The following is a 13,240-nucleotide window of genomic DNA, read 5'->3' as shown; positions in this document are numbered from 1 at the left end:
GAAGAGGTGACTAGTGATGTTGCGCGGGGGGGAGATCGCCTGCGTCTGCTGGACACGGTGCAAGATAACGCTGGAGTCGTTGGATTGTGGCCGGGCGGCGAGTTCCTACCAGTGCGCATTCCCATATTCGGACTACTTGCCAGCCCTTGGCCCTGAGTTCGCGGGACACCCGGCGATCACGTTTCCTGTTCGTCAGGATCTTCTGTTCCCAAAAAGCGCCCCGTGTGGTCGGTGGCTTGTAATGGCGTGGGCATCCGTGCCAGAAGCAACCGTCTACAAAGATTGCAACTTTCAATCTTGGAAAAGCAAAGTCTGGTTTCCCGGGCAGCTTTGCGTGTCTTCTCCAACCGGTGAATTTCTGCTCCCGAAGAATCTTGAGAAGAGCAATTTCGGTCTTCTTGTTTCCGCGTGACCGAATCCGCGACATCAGTTGTGGCCTTGTCAGCCCGTGAAATCGAGAAAGATCATCAACCATTACGACAATGCGTACGTTCTCGGCTTGCCTAGGAATAGCTCAGGAATCTTAGCGCGGACGATCTTAAATAGAGGCCCTTTTTCGTTGGCTCTGGTCGGGGAAACTCTTTTTATCAGGTGATCAAGTGTGACTGTTCCGTCGACAAGCATTCGCTCCAACTGCGGAATGTTCGGGGAACGGGTATGAGTGATTGAGTGTAGGTGGAACATCTCCTGTCCGCAGACTTTTTCTGTCTTCACCTTGATCCAGAAGGTTTCGCGATGCTTTTCAGACAGTCGCTGCTCGAGCTTGGAAAGTTTCCAAATTGCCACTTTTGGGGCATCGGGTTTGTTGGAAACTTCCTTGAGCAATCGAGCCGCTTCGTCAACGGTCAGCTGAAGCCCCTGAGGGTTTGGGCCCTTCGTTGTAACTGTGCAGTAAAGCTTGAAAGTTGTTCCCCGATAATATCCGAAATGATGGAGGATTTCAGCGCTGCTTTTTAATTGGCTCATCTCCCAATCTGGAACACACGCGAACAATGTCGCTCGAGTTTCACGAGCGGATAGCTGGCTGCGTCCTGACTTTAGCTCAATCCCCTTGTAATCTGGATCGCGACTTGAATTGGCTTTTATGCCGAGAGCTGATTCAACGCTTCGTCCAACGGAGGTTGATCCAGCGCAAGCGGCGAGAATTGGCCCCTTGGAGGCAATATCGCGCAGCATCTTGAGCAACTCGTTCGCGACGGAGTAGGAAGCCATCCGAAGATTGGCGAGGAAGATGTCCAGTTCAGACCCGGGCACAGCTTCTGCAACATTCGTCTTTGTTAAGTTGATCGCATGAAGTGCGCCGTTGAGGATGAAGATGGCGACAACGTCGTCATGGGCGGCATGTCGACGAAATCCATAAATCCAAAAACGAGGATCGCCATCCTTGGTCTTGGGTCGATACAACGATACCGAGACAGGGCGTGTTCCTGACGCCTCATGGACATAAGCAGTCCTAACTGCCTTGCATCGTTCGCCTCGGCCTTGTTGTGCATAGTCGTGGAATTTTTCTTCAATGAACAATGCGCGCATGGGCTCTGTTGCATCAAAAATAGACTTATGCAAGCCCGTCGCAGTGACAAATAGCGAAACGCTCTTCACCCCCGCTTCATTGAGTGCAGCAAGATTGGCCGATTCGCTATGTGACAGGGGCCGTATATTCACGGAGTGACTTTAATTGATCCTCTTAAAATGCCAGCTAGGTGTGCGCCAACCTTTTGCGCAAGCTGAACGGGTACAGCGTTTCCGATTTGCGTATACCTGGGAACGTCTCGATCCCAGATGCCAGCGTCGGGATCACCGGCACGGCGACGACCTCCGGTAGTTCTCGGTCCCCGGAAGATGTACCAGTCAGGAAAGGTTTGGATACGAGCCCATTCGCGAACCGTCGGGCCTCGCGGCTGGGAATAATGCACGTAATCCTCGGGGAGCGATGTAGCGGTGATGTTTGGGCCGGAAACAGTCCATTCTCGCGGGAAAACCCGTTGAGCAAATTTCTTGGTTTTGTACTTCTCAGGAATTTCGCCGTTGTTCGCGATCATGTAGGCGAATTTCTCGCGGATATAGTCGGCGTGTTCCGAGTATTCCTGCTCTGTCAGTTCATCACCTTTTGCCAAGAGGGTTCCATCTGGTTTTGTCCGGAGTGATCGCTGGAGTGCATTCTTGGGATTGTTAACGTAGAACTCTGTCGCTCGCTTGCTTAGGTAGCCCGGATCTTCTAGATCAGACAGCAGCTCAACCAAGGTCGGTGCTGTGCCTGAAGGTGCAGGCAGGAATCCGTCCTTTACTGCTGTAGGTCGATCTATGGTGACGGGCTCGTCAAAGAGTCGAGTCTGAAAGCGCGGCTCCACTAGATCCCTGCGAATGCCGACCATCAGCACCCGTGGACGGTTTTGAGGCACGCCATAGTCTTTCGCGTGGACCAATTGCCAGCGAATGCAGTAATCCGGGATGCTCTTGAATTCCTCCAACACGGCCTTGAAGACTTCGCCGTTTTTTCCCGATGCAGACCACTTCGAGGTGAGGAGTCCACGGACATTCTCGAATAGAAAGGCCCTTGGGCGTACACACCGAATCACACGCGCCATTTCTTGGTACAGGTGATTTGATGGGATATCTTTTTTATCGAGCTTGAAGGTGCGGCGGTGACCAATTCCGCTATACCCCTGACAGGGAGGACCTCCGCAAACGAGGTCGATCTCGTTTATTCCCAGATACTTCCAATTAACCTGAAGCATCTCCAGATTTTCGTCCGTAAGCTGATAGATGTCGCCGTATGGAATGATGCCCTGACCAACGCGGTTGGCAATGTAGGTTTCGGCAGCGGAGTGATTTAATTCACTGAATAACAATGGCTTAAATCCTGACTCCTCAAGGCCGAGAGACAAACCTCCGCATCCTGCGAAGAGGTCAATGCAATGAAGCGTTCCCTTGGAGGGCGGAGTCACTAGGCCTTGAGACTCAGCTTCTTCAATAACGGCGGCGTACCCTTTGGTCGGTGGTTTCAACATCGAGTGAATCGATAACGTATTTCCACGTTTGGTTTTGGAAAAGAGAAACTCTCTTTTGGATTTTGCGGGCGGCTAGTCTTTCATTGATCCAGCCTCCACAATCCTCAAAAACTCCCCGGCGGCACGTGTGGGCGGGCGGTTTTTGGTCCAGAGGGCGGAGATGGTGCGTTGGGGGCGGGGGTGGTTCAGGGAACGGTAGACGGGGGCGGCGGGGTGGTCGGGGCGGGCGGCCATCGCGGGGATGAGCGAGAGGCCGATGCCGGCGTGGACGAGGGATTGGATCGTCTCCAACTGCGCGCCCCGGAAGGCGATTCGCGGGGCGGTGTCGCCGCGCTGGCAGAAGCCGAGGACTTGCTCGCCCAGGCAGTGGCCGGGCTTCATGACGATGAGTTGTTCCTCGCGGAGGTCGTCGAGCGTGATGGGCTGGCGGCGGCGGGCGAGGCGGTGGCCGGGGGGCAGGGCGAGCTTGAGCTCTTCGCTGAAGAGGTCGCGGATGGTGAGCGTGGCGTCGTCGAGCGGACGGCTGGCGAGGGCGAGGTCGATCTCGCAGGAGTGGAGCTGGCGCAGGAGGGCGGCGGTGGTGTCCTCGTGAATGACGACCTGCACGTCGGGGTAGCTGGCGGCGAAGCGCACGAGGACGTCGCGCAGCAGGTAGGGGGCGATGGTGGGGAGCACGCCGAGGGAGAGGGTGCCGCGCAGGAGGGCATTGGCCTCGCGAGCCTCGTGCCGGGCGGCCTCGACCTCCTCGAGGATGCGGACGGCGCGGGGGAGGAAGGCCTCGCCGTGGGCGGTGAGTTTCGCGCCCCGGCGCAGGCGGTCGAAGAGGCGTTCGCCGAGCTCGTCCTCGAGCTTCTGGATCTGCTGGCTGAGGGAGGGTTGCGCGACGCGGCACTCCTCGGCGGCGCGGGAGAAGGTCCCGGTGCGCGCCACGGCGACGACGTAGCGGAGCTGGTGCATTTCCATAGGTGCGGCCTATCATTGACCAAGGAACAAAGTATTTCAACAATACCTCGCGGGCTGGTTTACTCCCGGCACGCATGGATGACGCAGGCGGTTACGTAACAAACTCGCGGTACGGCCTAGCCGGGACTGGCGAAGCCGGAATGAGCGGGGCCGAAAGGGTCGGCTGGTTCCGGGGCGAGCCGGGCGGCCTGCGTGGCGCTGAGCGTGGCCTTTCGGTGTGCGCGGATGCGGTGGCACGCGGTGACTTTTTCCCCGAGCGCGGAGGCGCATTCTCCGGCGGCCTGATCCGAGGCGAGGGGAGTGGACGAGCGCGGGCGGGCTGCACCATGAGCCGGGCGCGGCGAGTTCCCCGGCGGCGCGAGGCGCGAAGGATGGCGATTTTTCGCCCGGTGTTTCCGAGTGCGAACGAGCCGGGAATTCCCCCGGCGTTTGGCGGCGATCCGGGTGCGGAGGCCGTGGCGACTGCCGGGCATCAGCGAGCCGGGAGCGAGGGCCGTGCCATGAGCGAATGTCGGAAGCCGGATGGCGAGCGATGCGCCCAGCGTGGCGTGGCATTGCAGTGCGCGAGGATGCGGCGGGCGGCGATTTTTTCCCGAGGACGGAACGAACCTCGGCCCAGGGCGGGCGTTCGCGCGGAGCGGATGGCGCGTGGCCTGGAAGCGCCTGGCGCAAGCGCGGGATTGCGGCGCGTGATTTTTTGAGAGACTCTAAGCATTAACCCCTAACCCTGAGAAAACCTATGTCGAGCGAAAGCAAATGCCCCTTCCACCACACGACCCCGGCGAGCGGAACCACGAATACGGATTGGTGGCCGAATCGCCTGAAGGTCGAACTCCTCAGCCAGCACTCGGCGAAGTCGAACCCGATGGAGCCGGAGTTTGATTATGCGAAGGAATTCCAATCGCTCGACCTCGCGGCGGTGAAGCGCGATCTGGCGGCGCTGATGACGGATTCGCAGGACTGGTGGCCGGCGGACTTTGGCCACTACGGGCCGCTCTTCATTCGCATGGCGTGGCACAGCGCGGGCACGTACCGCACGGGCGACGGACGCGGCGGCGGCGGGCGCGGGCAGCAGCGGTTTGCCCCGCTCAATAGCTGGCCCGACAACGTGAGCCTCGACAAGGCGCGCCGCCTGCTCTGGCCGATCAAGCAAAAGTACGGGCGCAAGATTTCCTGGGCCGACCTGCTCATCCTGACGGGCAACGTGGCGCTGGAGACGATGGGGTTCAAGACGTTCGGCTACGCGGGCGGTCGCGTGGATACGTGGGAGCCGGATCAGGATGTGTATTGGGGCCGCGAGACGACGTGGCTGGGCGGCGATCTGCGCTATGCCCATGGTTCCGAGGGCGTCGATAAGGACGGCGGCGTGCTGGTTTCGGAAGACAATGCCGACGGCCAGATGCACGGGCGCAATCTGGAGAATCCGCTCGCGGCGGTGCAGATGGGCCTCATTTACGTGAACCCCGAGGGGCCGGATGGCAATCCCGACCCGATCGCGGCGGCGAAGGACATTCGCGACACCTTTGGCCGCATGGCGATGAATGACGAGGAAACCGTCGCGCTCATCGCGGGCGGCCACACCTTTGGCAAGACCCACGGCGCAGGCCCGGCCTCGAATGTCGGCCCGGAACCGGAGGCGGCGGGGCTGGAACAGCAGGGCCTCGGCTGGGCAAATAGCTACGGCTCGGGCAAGGGCGCGGATACGATCACGAGCGGCCTGGAGGTGACGTGGACGACGACGCCGACGCAGTGGAGCAACGGGTTTTTCCAGAATCTCTTCGGCTACGAGTGGGAGCTGACGAAGAGCCCCGCCGGGGCGCACCAGTGGAAGCCCAAGGGCGACGCGGGCGCTGGCACCGTGCCGCACGCCGCCGACCCCGAGAAGCGCATCGCGCCCTCCATGCTCACGACGGATCTGGCGCTGCGCTACGACCCGGCGTATGAGAAAATCTCGCGCCGTTTCATGGAGAACCCGGCGGAGTTTGCCGAGGCGTTTGCCCGCGCGTGGTTCAAGCTCACGCACCGCGACATGGGGCCGCGCTCGCGCTATCTCGGGCCGGAGGTGCCCGCCGAGGACCTGATCTGGCAGGACCCGATTCCCGCCGTGAATCACGCGCTCATCGACGAGGCCGACGTGGCCGCGCTGAAGGAGAAGATTCTCGCCACGGGGCTGACTGTCGCGGAACTCGTCTCCACGGCCTGGGCGTCCGCGTCGACCTTCCGAGGCTCCGACATGCGCGGCGGGGCCAATGGCGCACGCATCCGGCTCGCACCGCAGAAATTCTGGGCGGTCAACGAACCGACGAAACTCGCCAAGGTGCTCGACGCGCTGGAGACGGTGCAGGGGGATTTCAACGCAACGCAGGCCACGGGCAAGCGCGTCTCGCTGGCCGATCTCATCGTGCTCGGCGGCAGCGCCGGGATCGAGCAGGCCGCGCGGGCGGCGGGGCATGAATTGACTGTGCCCTTCACCCCGGGCCGCATGGATGCCGCGCAGGAGCAGACGGATGTTGAGTCCTTCTCCGTGCTGGAGCCGGTGGCCGATGGATTCCGCAATTACTCGAAGGGCCGCTTCGCCGTTTCGCCGGAGGCGCTGCTGATCGACAAGGCGCAACTCCTCACGCTGAGCGCGCCGGAGATGACGGCGCTCATCGGCGGCCTGCGCGTGCTGGGGGCGAACTTCGGCGGCGCGACGCACGGGGTCTTCACCGACCGCCCCGGCGCGCTGACGAATGACTACTTTGTCAACCTCCTCGACATGGGCACCGCCTGGACCGCGACCTCGCCGGAACTCTACGAGGGCCACGACCGCAAGACGGGTTCGCCGCGTTGGACCGGCACGCGGGTCGACCTCGTCTTTGGGTCGAACTCGATCCTGCGCGCCCTGGCCGAGGTCTACGCCTGCGCCGACGGCGAGCAGAAGTTCCTCGAGGACTTCGTCGCCGCCTGGGTAAAGGTGATGAACCTCGACCGCTTCGAGCTCAAGGCGTAAGCATTAGCCCGTCAGGCGCAGGTATTAGCTAAGACGGTTCCCCCAAAGACCCCAATGTCGGCCGACCTTCAGAAAATGGAGGTCGGCCGATGGTGTTTTTGGCGGAAGAGGGCGAGGCGTTATCCGTGGGATTTGCGCCCTTTTCAGGCTGGCTTTTCCAGTTCGCTGAATGCCTGACGAACCTTGGCCTGAAGATCTTTGAAGATGCGGGTCAGTTCCGCGGATTGATCTTCGGACTCCGGAGAGGGATAGGGGGCGGTGAGGGAATAGTACACCTGTCCCTGATCGCCTCTTTCCATCTGATCGAGCAATGGAATATGCGGGTCTCCCAAGGGCCGAGTCTCTTGGTAGAAACAGTCGATACCGTCTTTGTGATTAATCTTGAATCCGATGTAGCTTTCGCCCGAACCATAAACTCCATAGAACGAGATGTCGGGCCATTTCTTTTGGTCTTCCTCCCATTTGGGAGCCTTTTGGCTGGGAGAGCTGTCTATGCCGAGGTCCGCGCGGATTTTGTATAAAAACCGGGTCCAATCGTCCATGAGCTTGGCGCAATCGGGCAGGAACTGTGTTTTCATAGGATGGTGGGTGACTTTGACGCGGGCATGTCCTTTGGATTCCAGAAACTCTGAAAACTGGCGGAACAGCGATTTCAACGGCTCCGGCTCGACCTCCGCGACTTTGCTGCAAAGCTGGTGAACATCCTCCAAAGCGGCTTCCGCCACCTTCGCACTGTCAATCGTGGCGCGTTCTTTCCGGAGGTAGCTTTCCGGGGCGAGAAGGAATGCGTTGTCGGCGAAGCCAGCCTTGAGTCTATCCAACTGGTGGCGCTGGAATTTGCCGTCTTCCTCTGTCTGGAATTTCGCATACCGCTTCACTTCAATGCCTATGCGCTCATGCCCGGGAATGGAGGTGATAATCACCATGTCCGCCCTGCCATCAAAGCCGTTGTCAACGGACTGGGTGGCGATGAACACGGCTGCATTGGTTTCAGGCAGCGAAAGGATATTGCTAAGGAATCCCTTTCGGAATTCCGCAGATGCCAGGAGCAGGTAGGCGAGGGATTCCGTGATATAGTCTTCCAAAGGCTCTCGCTTTTGCTTTTCTCCCTGCCGAGGAGTGAATCGAGATAGGCGGTCGAAGAGATTCTGGGCGAGGGGGTGATCAGCTTTCACTGCGAGAGCCGAGAATCTATGCAATTTCGGATAATATTGTCGGTAATATTCTGGAAGCAAGGACGAGGCCCGGCCCGCGCAGGCTTTCACGAAGCCGCAGCGTCGCCCTCGAGTGAGGCGTGGAAGACGATCATGTCGCGCGGGTCGCTTCCGCTTGGCTTCTCGCGCGGAGGGAGGCTATCCCAATGCGCGGTATTTCCATGGAGACCGGGACGTATGGTGTTAGTTCCCGCTCCGGTGCGACGTGTGCACGCCGTGCGGTCTACCGCGCCTGCCGCGAGCGAGCGGGCGGGCTGCCGGGACAGTCGGGGCTTGCTCCGAGGCGGAGAAAAAGGCAGCCTCGGCAGGTATGCGCCCCCGAGTTTCCGCGACCGTCACCACGCCTGCGAGTTCAGGCATGAGGAATCAGGCCAGTGAGGAGCCCAAGCCGCGCGGGCGGAGTGTCTTCTGGCTAAGCCTCGCGACAGGAGTGATCGGCCTGGGCGTGATCGGCGGGGCGCTGGCGGTGCGCAATGCCTTTGGGCACATGGTGCCGATGACCCAGCAGCAGCGGGCGGCGTTTGATCGTTCGCTCGCCAGCGTGCGCGATCATCTGTCATCTCCGGAGGTGGCGAGATTTTCCACGCCGGGAGAGGGGGAGACCTGGGCGTCCGATCTCGGCAACCGCGTGTTTATTTCCCGGGGCACGGTCGTCGCGCCGAACGGCGCGGGCCTGATGGTCCGCCAGGAGTGGCAGGTCGCCTACGATGCGGCCGCCAGTCGCGTGCTCTACCTGCGGGTGGGGGACGAGCGGAGCGGCGACATCAATGCCGCCGTGGCTGCGGCCAAGGTGCCTGCCGGGCAGCGGCTTTAGGTCCTGAGCGAAGGCGGGGGCGTTTCCCCCTCCTGCGGGATGCGGTCAGGCGCGGTGGGCCTCGGGATTCTCCCAGTCGAGGGGAATGGAAAAGGAAAAGGTCGCGCCGTCGGTGCGGTCGGTCTCGACCCAGATGCGGCCGCCGTGGGCCTCGACGAGTTCCTTGCACACGGCGAGGCCGAGGCCGGAGGAGTATTTGCCGCCCTTGGCGATGCTGACACCCTCGCCGAAGATCTTTGTGATGTCGCTGATCGGCACGCCGGGGCCATTGTCGCTGACGGAAAAAACGACGCAGGGATGGCCGTCATTCAGGCGCAGGCGGGCGTCCACGCGGATCTCTCCGCCCTCGGCGCTGAAGCGGATGGCGTTGGAGAGGAGATTGACCAGGACGCGGATGATGCGGGTGGGGTCGGCCAGGACGGGCTGGGGAAAGGTTTCGCCGATCGTGATGGTCTGCCGCTTGTGCTCCGACTGCGGCGCGATCTGGTCGATGGCCGAGGCGATGAGGTCGGCGGGTAGGCACTCGGCGTGGGAAACCCGACCGTGCCCATCGGGGGAGGTGTCGAGGAGCGCTTCCACGATCGAGGCGAGCGCTACGGTGTTTCGCTCAGCGACGTCCAGGGCCCGATGCAAAGCGTCCGGGTTGCCTGTCGCCGCTTTCGCGTTTCTCAGGCTGAACATGAGCGCACTCAGGGGGGTGCGCATATCATGCGCGATCATTCGGACATCCATGCGAGTGGTAATAATATTGCGATAATCGCTCTTCGCAACGGGATGATTCGCGGAACTCCCTCGATTCCCCCCCAAGCGCCGGTGCGCGAGGCGGGGCAATTTGCGTATTTGTGCGTAAGAATGTGCCCCGCTTCTCCCGGGGAGCAGAGAAAACGCGCCTTTCTCCCGTCCTCGCGGGCCGGTGGTGCGATGACTGCCGTCTATTAGGATCACGACTTGCTGCTCGATAGGATGCAGCGGGAGAAATCCTGGTGTTCCTGCGCGCGACGGAGGAGGGCGGCTACGACATACGCGTCTGCGGCCTGATTCGGCAATGGCAATGGCTTTAATCTTTCGAGGCAGAAGGGCGCACGGAAAGATCAGAATGATGCTCCGTTTCCTGGTCCTGAGAGGCCGGGCAGGAACCAAAGGATGGGCTGCCGAAAAAGAGCCTCCGAAACAACCGATCTCGAATGGAGTCGGGAAGGGCTTTCGCGGCGAGTTTCAACAGAAGATGATCTTTGCCCACGAGCTTCCTGGCGGGAGGAGCCTCGCTCCGCAGGACATCAAGTACGGCGTGGGCCACAAGCGAGGGAGGACTCCCTTTGGTCTCGGACTCCATGGTAACCTTCATAAACCGCCTGAGCATATCGGCGTAGCGTCGTTGCCCCTCTGGGGATAGAGAAGCGATAGTCTGTTCATTTTTGGCGGCGAGCTTCTCGGCGGAGCCTGAGTTGATGGAGGCCGGTTGCAGGCATGTCACATGAATACCAGCGGGATAAAGCTCCAGCCGCATGCAATCACTGATGGCCTCGACGGCGTGCTTCGAGGCACAGAGCGTGGCCCCGAAGGGTATCGTGATTAATCCTCCGATGGATCCCATGTTGACGATCCGGCCTTGAGCACGATGGAGAAGAGGCAGGAAGGCCTGCGTGACAGCCACCAGGCCGAAGACATTGACCTCAAAAACTGCGCGGAAATTTCTAACAGGATGGAATTCAATCGGAGCGACGTCCGCGATACCTGCGTTATTAATGAGCCCGGCAAGACCGGCTCCTTCAAGTTCGTGCTCCATCTTCTGCACGGCGGCACGAATGGATGCCTCATCACTGACGTCGAGCTCGATCTCGCTCAGGTTTTCCTGAATGGATCGATCGGAAAGTGTGCGAACTCCCGCAAAAACACGGTACCCCGATTTGCTCAGCAACTGGGCAGTTGCCAAGCCGATCCCTGAGGAAGCTCCTGTGACGAGAATCGCGGGTAGCGCGGCCATCGCGGGATCGTAGGCTGATGATCCGGGATCTGAAAAGCCAGAAGTCGACAAGCCTCCCATGCTTTGACTGCTCCTCGCTGATACTCGAGTCTTTCTGCCGATTTCAATACATCGTCCGCAGGGACCGTCAATCGACGAAGCGCCAGCGGCCCGTGCCGACCTTGCGCACCCCGGGGCATTTCTTCCCGGTGCTGCTGAACCAGGACTGGACGCGCGATTTTAACACGCCCAGCTCCCTGGCGATCTCTGCGGGTGTTTTGCCTGCTCCTCCCGCTTCCCGCAGACACGCGAGGATGGATTCTTTCATTCTCCGGTGCTTCGCTCCGCCGCGCGGGCTCAGGGAGGTATCAGCGGCAGGGATGGGGTTCGCCTCGGAGGTGGCGGGGCGTTTATCTTCGTGCCGTTTCGTGAGCTGTGCCACGGAAGGGAATCGCCTTCGTGCCGGGGAGTGGATGTTGGCGGCGAGAAAATGGGTGGGCTGCGATGAGGTGCGCGTTTGCTGAAAATGAGTCGCGCCCCTGAGCGAATCCTAGGGTCACGCCCGGCGCTGGAGCGGGGGACGATTTCCCTGTGTCAACCGACACCTTATGAAACTCCCTGTCGTACTCTGTCTCGCAGCGTTTACCGCTGTGTCGGCCGCTCGGGCGCAGGCTCCGGATAATACCGGGACCAATGCCCGCGACCAGCACAGCGGCACTCCCACCTCCGAACAACAATCCAATGCCCCGGCGGACGTGAAAATGACCGCCGAGATCCGCAAGATGGTCATCGCCGACGAGGCGCTCTCCGCCCTGGCCAAGAACGCGAAGATCATCACCATCGACCAGGTCGTGACATTGCGCGGCCCCGTCGAGACGGAAAAAGAAAAGGTCCTCCTGGAAACGCACGCAAAACACGCGGGCGCCTCCAAGGTCGTCAACCTCCTCGAAATCAAACAACCCTAACTCTCCCTTAACTATGTCCAAAGCCATTGTTGGTATTGCCAAGTCCGCCCCGCAGGTGGAACGAACCCTCCTTGATCTCCAGAATACCGCCGCCATCCCGGCCGCGAACATTTCCGTGCTCATGCCCGACTCCGGCAGCACGCCGGAACTGGGTGCCGTGAAGGCGTCGAAGGCCCCGGAAGGCGCGACCACCGGTGCGGTCGCCGGAGGCGCGATCGGCGGCACGCTGGGCCTGCTCGCAGGCATCGGCACGCTGGCCATCCCGGGTCTCGGCGCCCTCGTCGCGGCGGGTCCGATCATGGCCGCGCTGAGCGGCGTGGCGGCTGGTGCGACGGCGGGAGGCGTGGTCGGCGCTCTCGTCGGTCTCGGGATTCCCGAGTACGAGGCGAAGACGTACGAGACGCATATCAAAAACGGCGGCTACCTTATCGCCGTGCACACGCCCTCGCACGAGTCCGCACACAGCGTGCGCGACATCTTCAAGGCGAACAAGCTCGAGGACATCTCGGCGGTTTCCGAGGAGAAGTAACCCACCCGCCCGGCGCTTCGGCGTCGGGCGTCCTGTTGCTTCTCATTCGGCTGAGGCTTGCCCGGCTCTCCGCGCCCCGGGCGATTCCGCGAGTCTTGGGTTTTCTCCGGACGCGCGGGGAGTCTGGCGGAGGGTCGGGCCGCCCGCTCCTGGTCGGCAAATTGCGCCAGGCGGGCTATCGGGCACGGTCCACCCAATGGCGCTCCCTGCGGGTGTCTTTCACCAATGAGGCTGGCATGGCCGTCCAGCTCTGGGCGCAGGAAATACGGCGCGCTGGCGGTGCGCCCGCCCGTTATCCTGCGATCTGGTATCTGGCGCGCAGGCGCTCGGAGACTTCCTTTGCGTCATAAACCGTGCCGGGATGATTGGCGGGCGGGTTCTTGAAACAGATGATCTTGAGCGAGGAGCCCGGCCGGTAGACGGAGGCGGTCTGGTTGTAGGATTGCGTGCTCGATGTCATCCCGCCGGTCGGCCCATAGGTCCCGGTGGCATACGAGTTGGCCCATTGATCGACCTCTGTCGTGCGGCCGATGTCCTGTTTGTTCACGACCGAGAAATAGCGGAAACCATACTCCTGTGCCGTGTCGGCCGCTTTCAGCAGCGCATAGTCATCGACGATCTTGTCGGCAGCGTAACTGCTGGCCCGGAAGTTCACGCGGAACGAATCCGCCGCGAGACGGTCCACCTCCCAGCCGCCGATGTCGCGCTTCGGTCCATAGTACAACGGTGTCGAGCAGCCCGCGAAGGCGATCGCGGCGAGCAGGGCGGAAAGGAGTCGGGTTTTCATGATAG

The 13,240-nt window shown here is 61.1% G+C and carries 14 protein-coding genes; 5 read left to right on the top strand and 9 right to left on the bottom strand.

The features are described from left to right. Positions 1 to 10: 10 nt before the first annotated feature. The 4 genes from TSACC_RS22755 to TSACC_RS13185 all read right to left on the bottom strand — a co-directional run bounded on the left by TSACC_RS22755 (position 11) and on the right by TSACC_RS13185 (position 3,965). On the bottom strand, positions 11 to 475 hold the full coding sequence (locus tag TSACC_RS22755; protein ID WP_075079725.1) for a very short patch repair endonuclease: 465 nt from the start codon (positions 473 to 475) through the stop codon (positions 11 to 13). After that, a complete protein-coding gene (locus TSACC_RS13195; protein WP_153811419.1) occupies positions 475 to 1,662 on the bottom strand; it encodes an MvaI/BcnI family restriction endonuclease in 1,188 nt (395 codons plus the stop codon). The genes TSACC_RS22755 and TSACC_RS13195 overlap by 1 nt, the downstream gene beginning before the upstream one ends. Further along, positions 1,659 to 3,008 carry a DNA cytosine methyltransferase gene (locus TSACC_RS13190; RefSeq protein ID WP_084400447.1) on the bottom strand — a complete coding sequence of 450 codons (1,350 nt, stop codon included), beginning with the start codon at positions 3,006 to 3,008 and terminating at the stop codon, positions 1,659 to 1,661. The genes TSACC_RS13195 and TSACC_RS13190 overlap by 4 nt, the downstream gene beginning before the upstream one ends. 72 nt (positions 3,009 to 3,080) lie before the next feature. Beyond that, positions 3,081 to 3,965 carry a LysR family transcriptional regulator gene (locus TSACC_RS13185; RefSeq protein WP_237763970.1) on the bottom strand — a complete coding sequence of 295 codons (885 nt, stop codon included), beginning with the start codon at positions 3,963 to 3,965 and terminating at the stop codon, positions 3,081 to 3,083. Positions 3,966 to 4,045: 80 nt separating this feature from the next. Here TSACC_RS13185 and TSACC_RS21870 point away from each other — a divergent pair, with 80 nt between their 5' ends. Both TSACC_RS21870 and katG read left to right on the top strand, forming a co-directional pair. Continuing rightward, positions 4,046 to 4,672: a hypothetical protein gene (locus tag TSACC_RS21870; RefSeq protein WP_153811418.1), complete on the top strand. Its 627-nt coding sequence runs from the start codon at positions 4,046 to 4,048 to the stop codon at positions 4,670 to 4,672. 38 nt (positions 4,673 to 4,710) lie between these two features. After that, complete coding sequence (gene katG, locus TSACC_RS13175) at positions 4,711 to 6,963, top strand: catalase/peroxidase HPI (protein WP_075079722.1); 2,253 nt, start codon at positions 4,711 to 4,713, stop codon at positions 6,961 to 6,963. Between the two features lie 143 nt (positions 6,964 to 7,106). Here katG and TSACC_RS13170 read toward each other — a convergent pair whose 3' ends face one another. Continuing rightward, on the bottom strand, positions 7,107 to 7,940 hold the full coding sequence (locus TSACC_RS13170; protein WP_153811417.1) for a hypothetical protein: 834 nt from the start codon (positions 7,938 to 7,940) through the stop codon (positions 7,107 to 7,109). A 547-nt stretch (positions 7,941 to 8,487) separates the two neighbouring features. On the opposite strand from TSACC_RS13170, the gene TSACC_RS13165 reads away from it, so the two are divergent. Beyond that, a complete protein-coding gene (locus tag TSACC_RS13165) occupies positions 8,488 to 8,991 on the top strand; it encodes a hypothetical protein (RefSeq protein WP_075079720.1) in 504 nt (167 codons plus the stop codon). Between the two features lie 45 nt (positions 8,992 to 9,036). Here TSACC_RS13165 and TSACC_RS13160 read toward each other — a convergent pair whose 3' ends face one another. The 3 genes from TSACC_RS13160 to TSACC_RS13150 form a co-directional block, all read right to left on the bottom strand. Then, positions 9,037 to 9,711: a sensor histidine kinase gene (locus TSACC_RS13160; protein ID WP_075079719.1), complete on the bottom strand. Its 675-nt coding sequence runs from the start codon at positions 9,709 to 9,711 to the stop codon at positions 9,037 to 9,039. Between the two features lie 337 nt (positions 9,712 to 10,048). Continuing rightward, positions 10,049 to 10,975 carry an SDR family oxidoreductase gene (locus tag TSACC_RS13155; RefSeq protein WP_075080733.1) on the bottom strand — a complete coding sequence of 309 codons (927 nt, stop codon included), beginning with the start codon at positions 10,973 to 10,975 and terminating at the stop codon, positions 10,049 to 10,051. Positions 10,976 to 11,102: 127 nt separating this feature from the next. Then, positions 11,103 to 11,282 carry a hypothetical protein gene (locus tag TSACC_RS13150; RefSeq protein ID WP_075079718.1) on the bottom strand — a complete coding sequence of 60 codons (180 nt, stop codon included), beginning with the start codon at positions 11,280 to 11,282 and terminating at the stop codon, positions 11,103 to 11,105. A gap of 280 nt (positions 11,283 to 11,562) precedes the next feature. On the opposite strand from TSACC_RS13150, the gene TSACC_RS13145 reads away from it, so the two are divergent. Further along, a complete protein-coding gene (locus tag TSACC_RS13145) occupies positions 11,563 to 11,919 on the top strand; it encodes a BON domain-containing protein (RefSeq protein WP_084400444.1) in 357 nt (118 codons plus the stop codon). Between the two features lie 13 nt (positions 11,920 to 11,932). Beyond that, positions 11,933 to 12,448 (top strand): hypothetical protein, encoded by a 516-nt coding sequence (locus TSACC_RS13140; RefSeq protein WP_075079717.1) that lies wholly within the window; start codon positions 11,933 to 11,935, stop codon positions 12,446 to 12,448. 292 nt (positions 12,449 to 12,740) lie between these two features. Here TSACC_RS13140 and TSACC_RS13135 read toward each other — a convergent pair whose 3' ends face one another. Further along, entirely contained in the window at positions 12,741 to 13,235 is a 495-nt protein-coding gene (locus TSACC_RS13135) for a CC0125/CC1285 family lipoprotein (RefSeq protein WP_075079716.1), read from the bottom strand. Positions 13,236 to 13,240 lie beyond the last annotated feature (5 nt).

The sequence above is a fragment of the Terrimicrobium sacchariphilum genome, assembly GCF_001613545.1.
GTDB lineage: Bacteria > Verrucomicrobiota > Verrucomicrobiia > Chthoniobacterales > Terrimicrobiaceae > Terrimicrobium > Terrimicrobium sacchariphilum.
This window is presented reverse-complemented; position numbering and strand designations above follow the sequence as displayed.

What these genes read in the sequence shown, in the direction of transcription:
- TSACC_RS22755 (WP_075079725.1), bottom strand. Translation starts at nt 475, where the DNA reads ATGGTTGATGATCTTTCTCGATTTCACGGGCTGACAAGGCCACAACTG.
- TSACC_RS13190 (WP_084400447.1), bottom strand. Translation starts at nt 3,008, where the DNA reads ATGTTGAAACCACCGACCAAAGGGTACGCCGCCGTTATTGAAGAAGCT.
- TSACC_RS13185 (WP_237763970.1), bottom strand. Translation starts at nt 3,965, where the DNA reads ATGCACCAGCTCCGCTACGTCGTCGCCGTGGCGCGCACCGGGACCTTC.
- TSACC_RS21870 (WP_153811418.1), top strand. Translation starts at nt 4,046, where the DNA reads ATGGATGACGCAGGCGGTTACGTAACAAACTCGCGGTACGGCCTAGCC.
- katG (WP_075079722.1), top strand. Translation starts at nt 4,711, where the DNA reads ATGTCGAGCGAAAGCAAATGCCCCTTCCACCACACGACCCCGGCGAGC.
- TSACC_RS13165 (WP_075079720.1), top strand. Translation starts at nt 8,488, where the DNA reads ATGCGCCCCCGAGTTTCCGCGACCGTCACCACGCCTGCGAGTTCAGGC.
- TSACC_RS13160 (WP_075079719.1), bottom strand. Translation starts at nt 9,711, where the DNA reads ATGATCGCGCATGATATGCGCACCCCCCTGAGTGCGCTCATGTTCAGC.
- TSACC_RS13155 (WP_075080733.1), bottom strand. Translation starts at nt 10,975, where the DNA reads ATGGCCGCGCTACCCGCGATTCTCGTCACAGGAGCTTCCTCAGGGATC.
- TSACC_RS13150 (WP_075079718.1), bottom strand. Translation starts at nt 11,282, where the DNA reads ATGAAAGAATCCATCCTCGCGTGTCTGCGGGAAGCGGGAGGAGCAGGC.
- TSACC_RS13145 (WP_084400444.1), top strand. Translation starts at nt 11,563, where the DNA reads ATGAAACTCCCTGTCGTACTCTGTCTCGCAGCGTTTACCGCTGTGTCG.
- TSACC_RS13140 (WP_075079717.1), top strand. Translation starts at nt 11,933, where the DNA reads ATGTCCAAAGCCATTGTTGGTATTGCCAAGTCCGCCCCGCAGGTGGAA.
- TSACC_RS13135 (WP_075079716.1), bottom strand. Translation starts at nt 13,235, where the DNA reads ATGAAAACCCGACTCCTTTCCGCCCTGCTCGCCGCGATCGCCTTCGCG.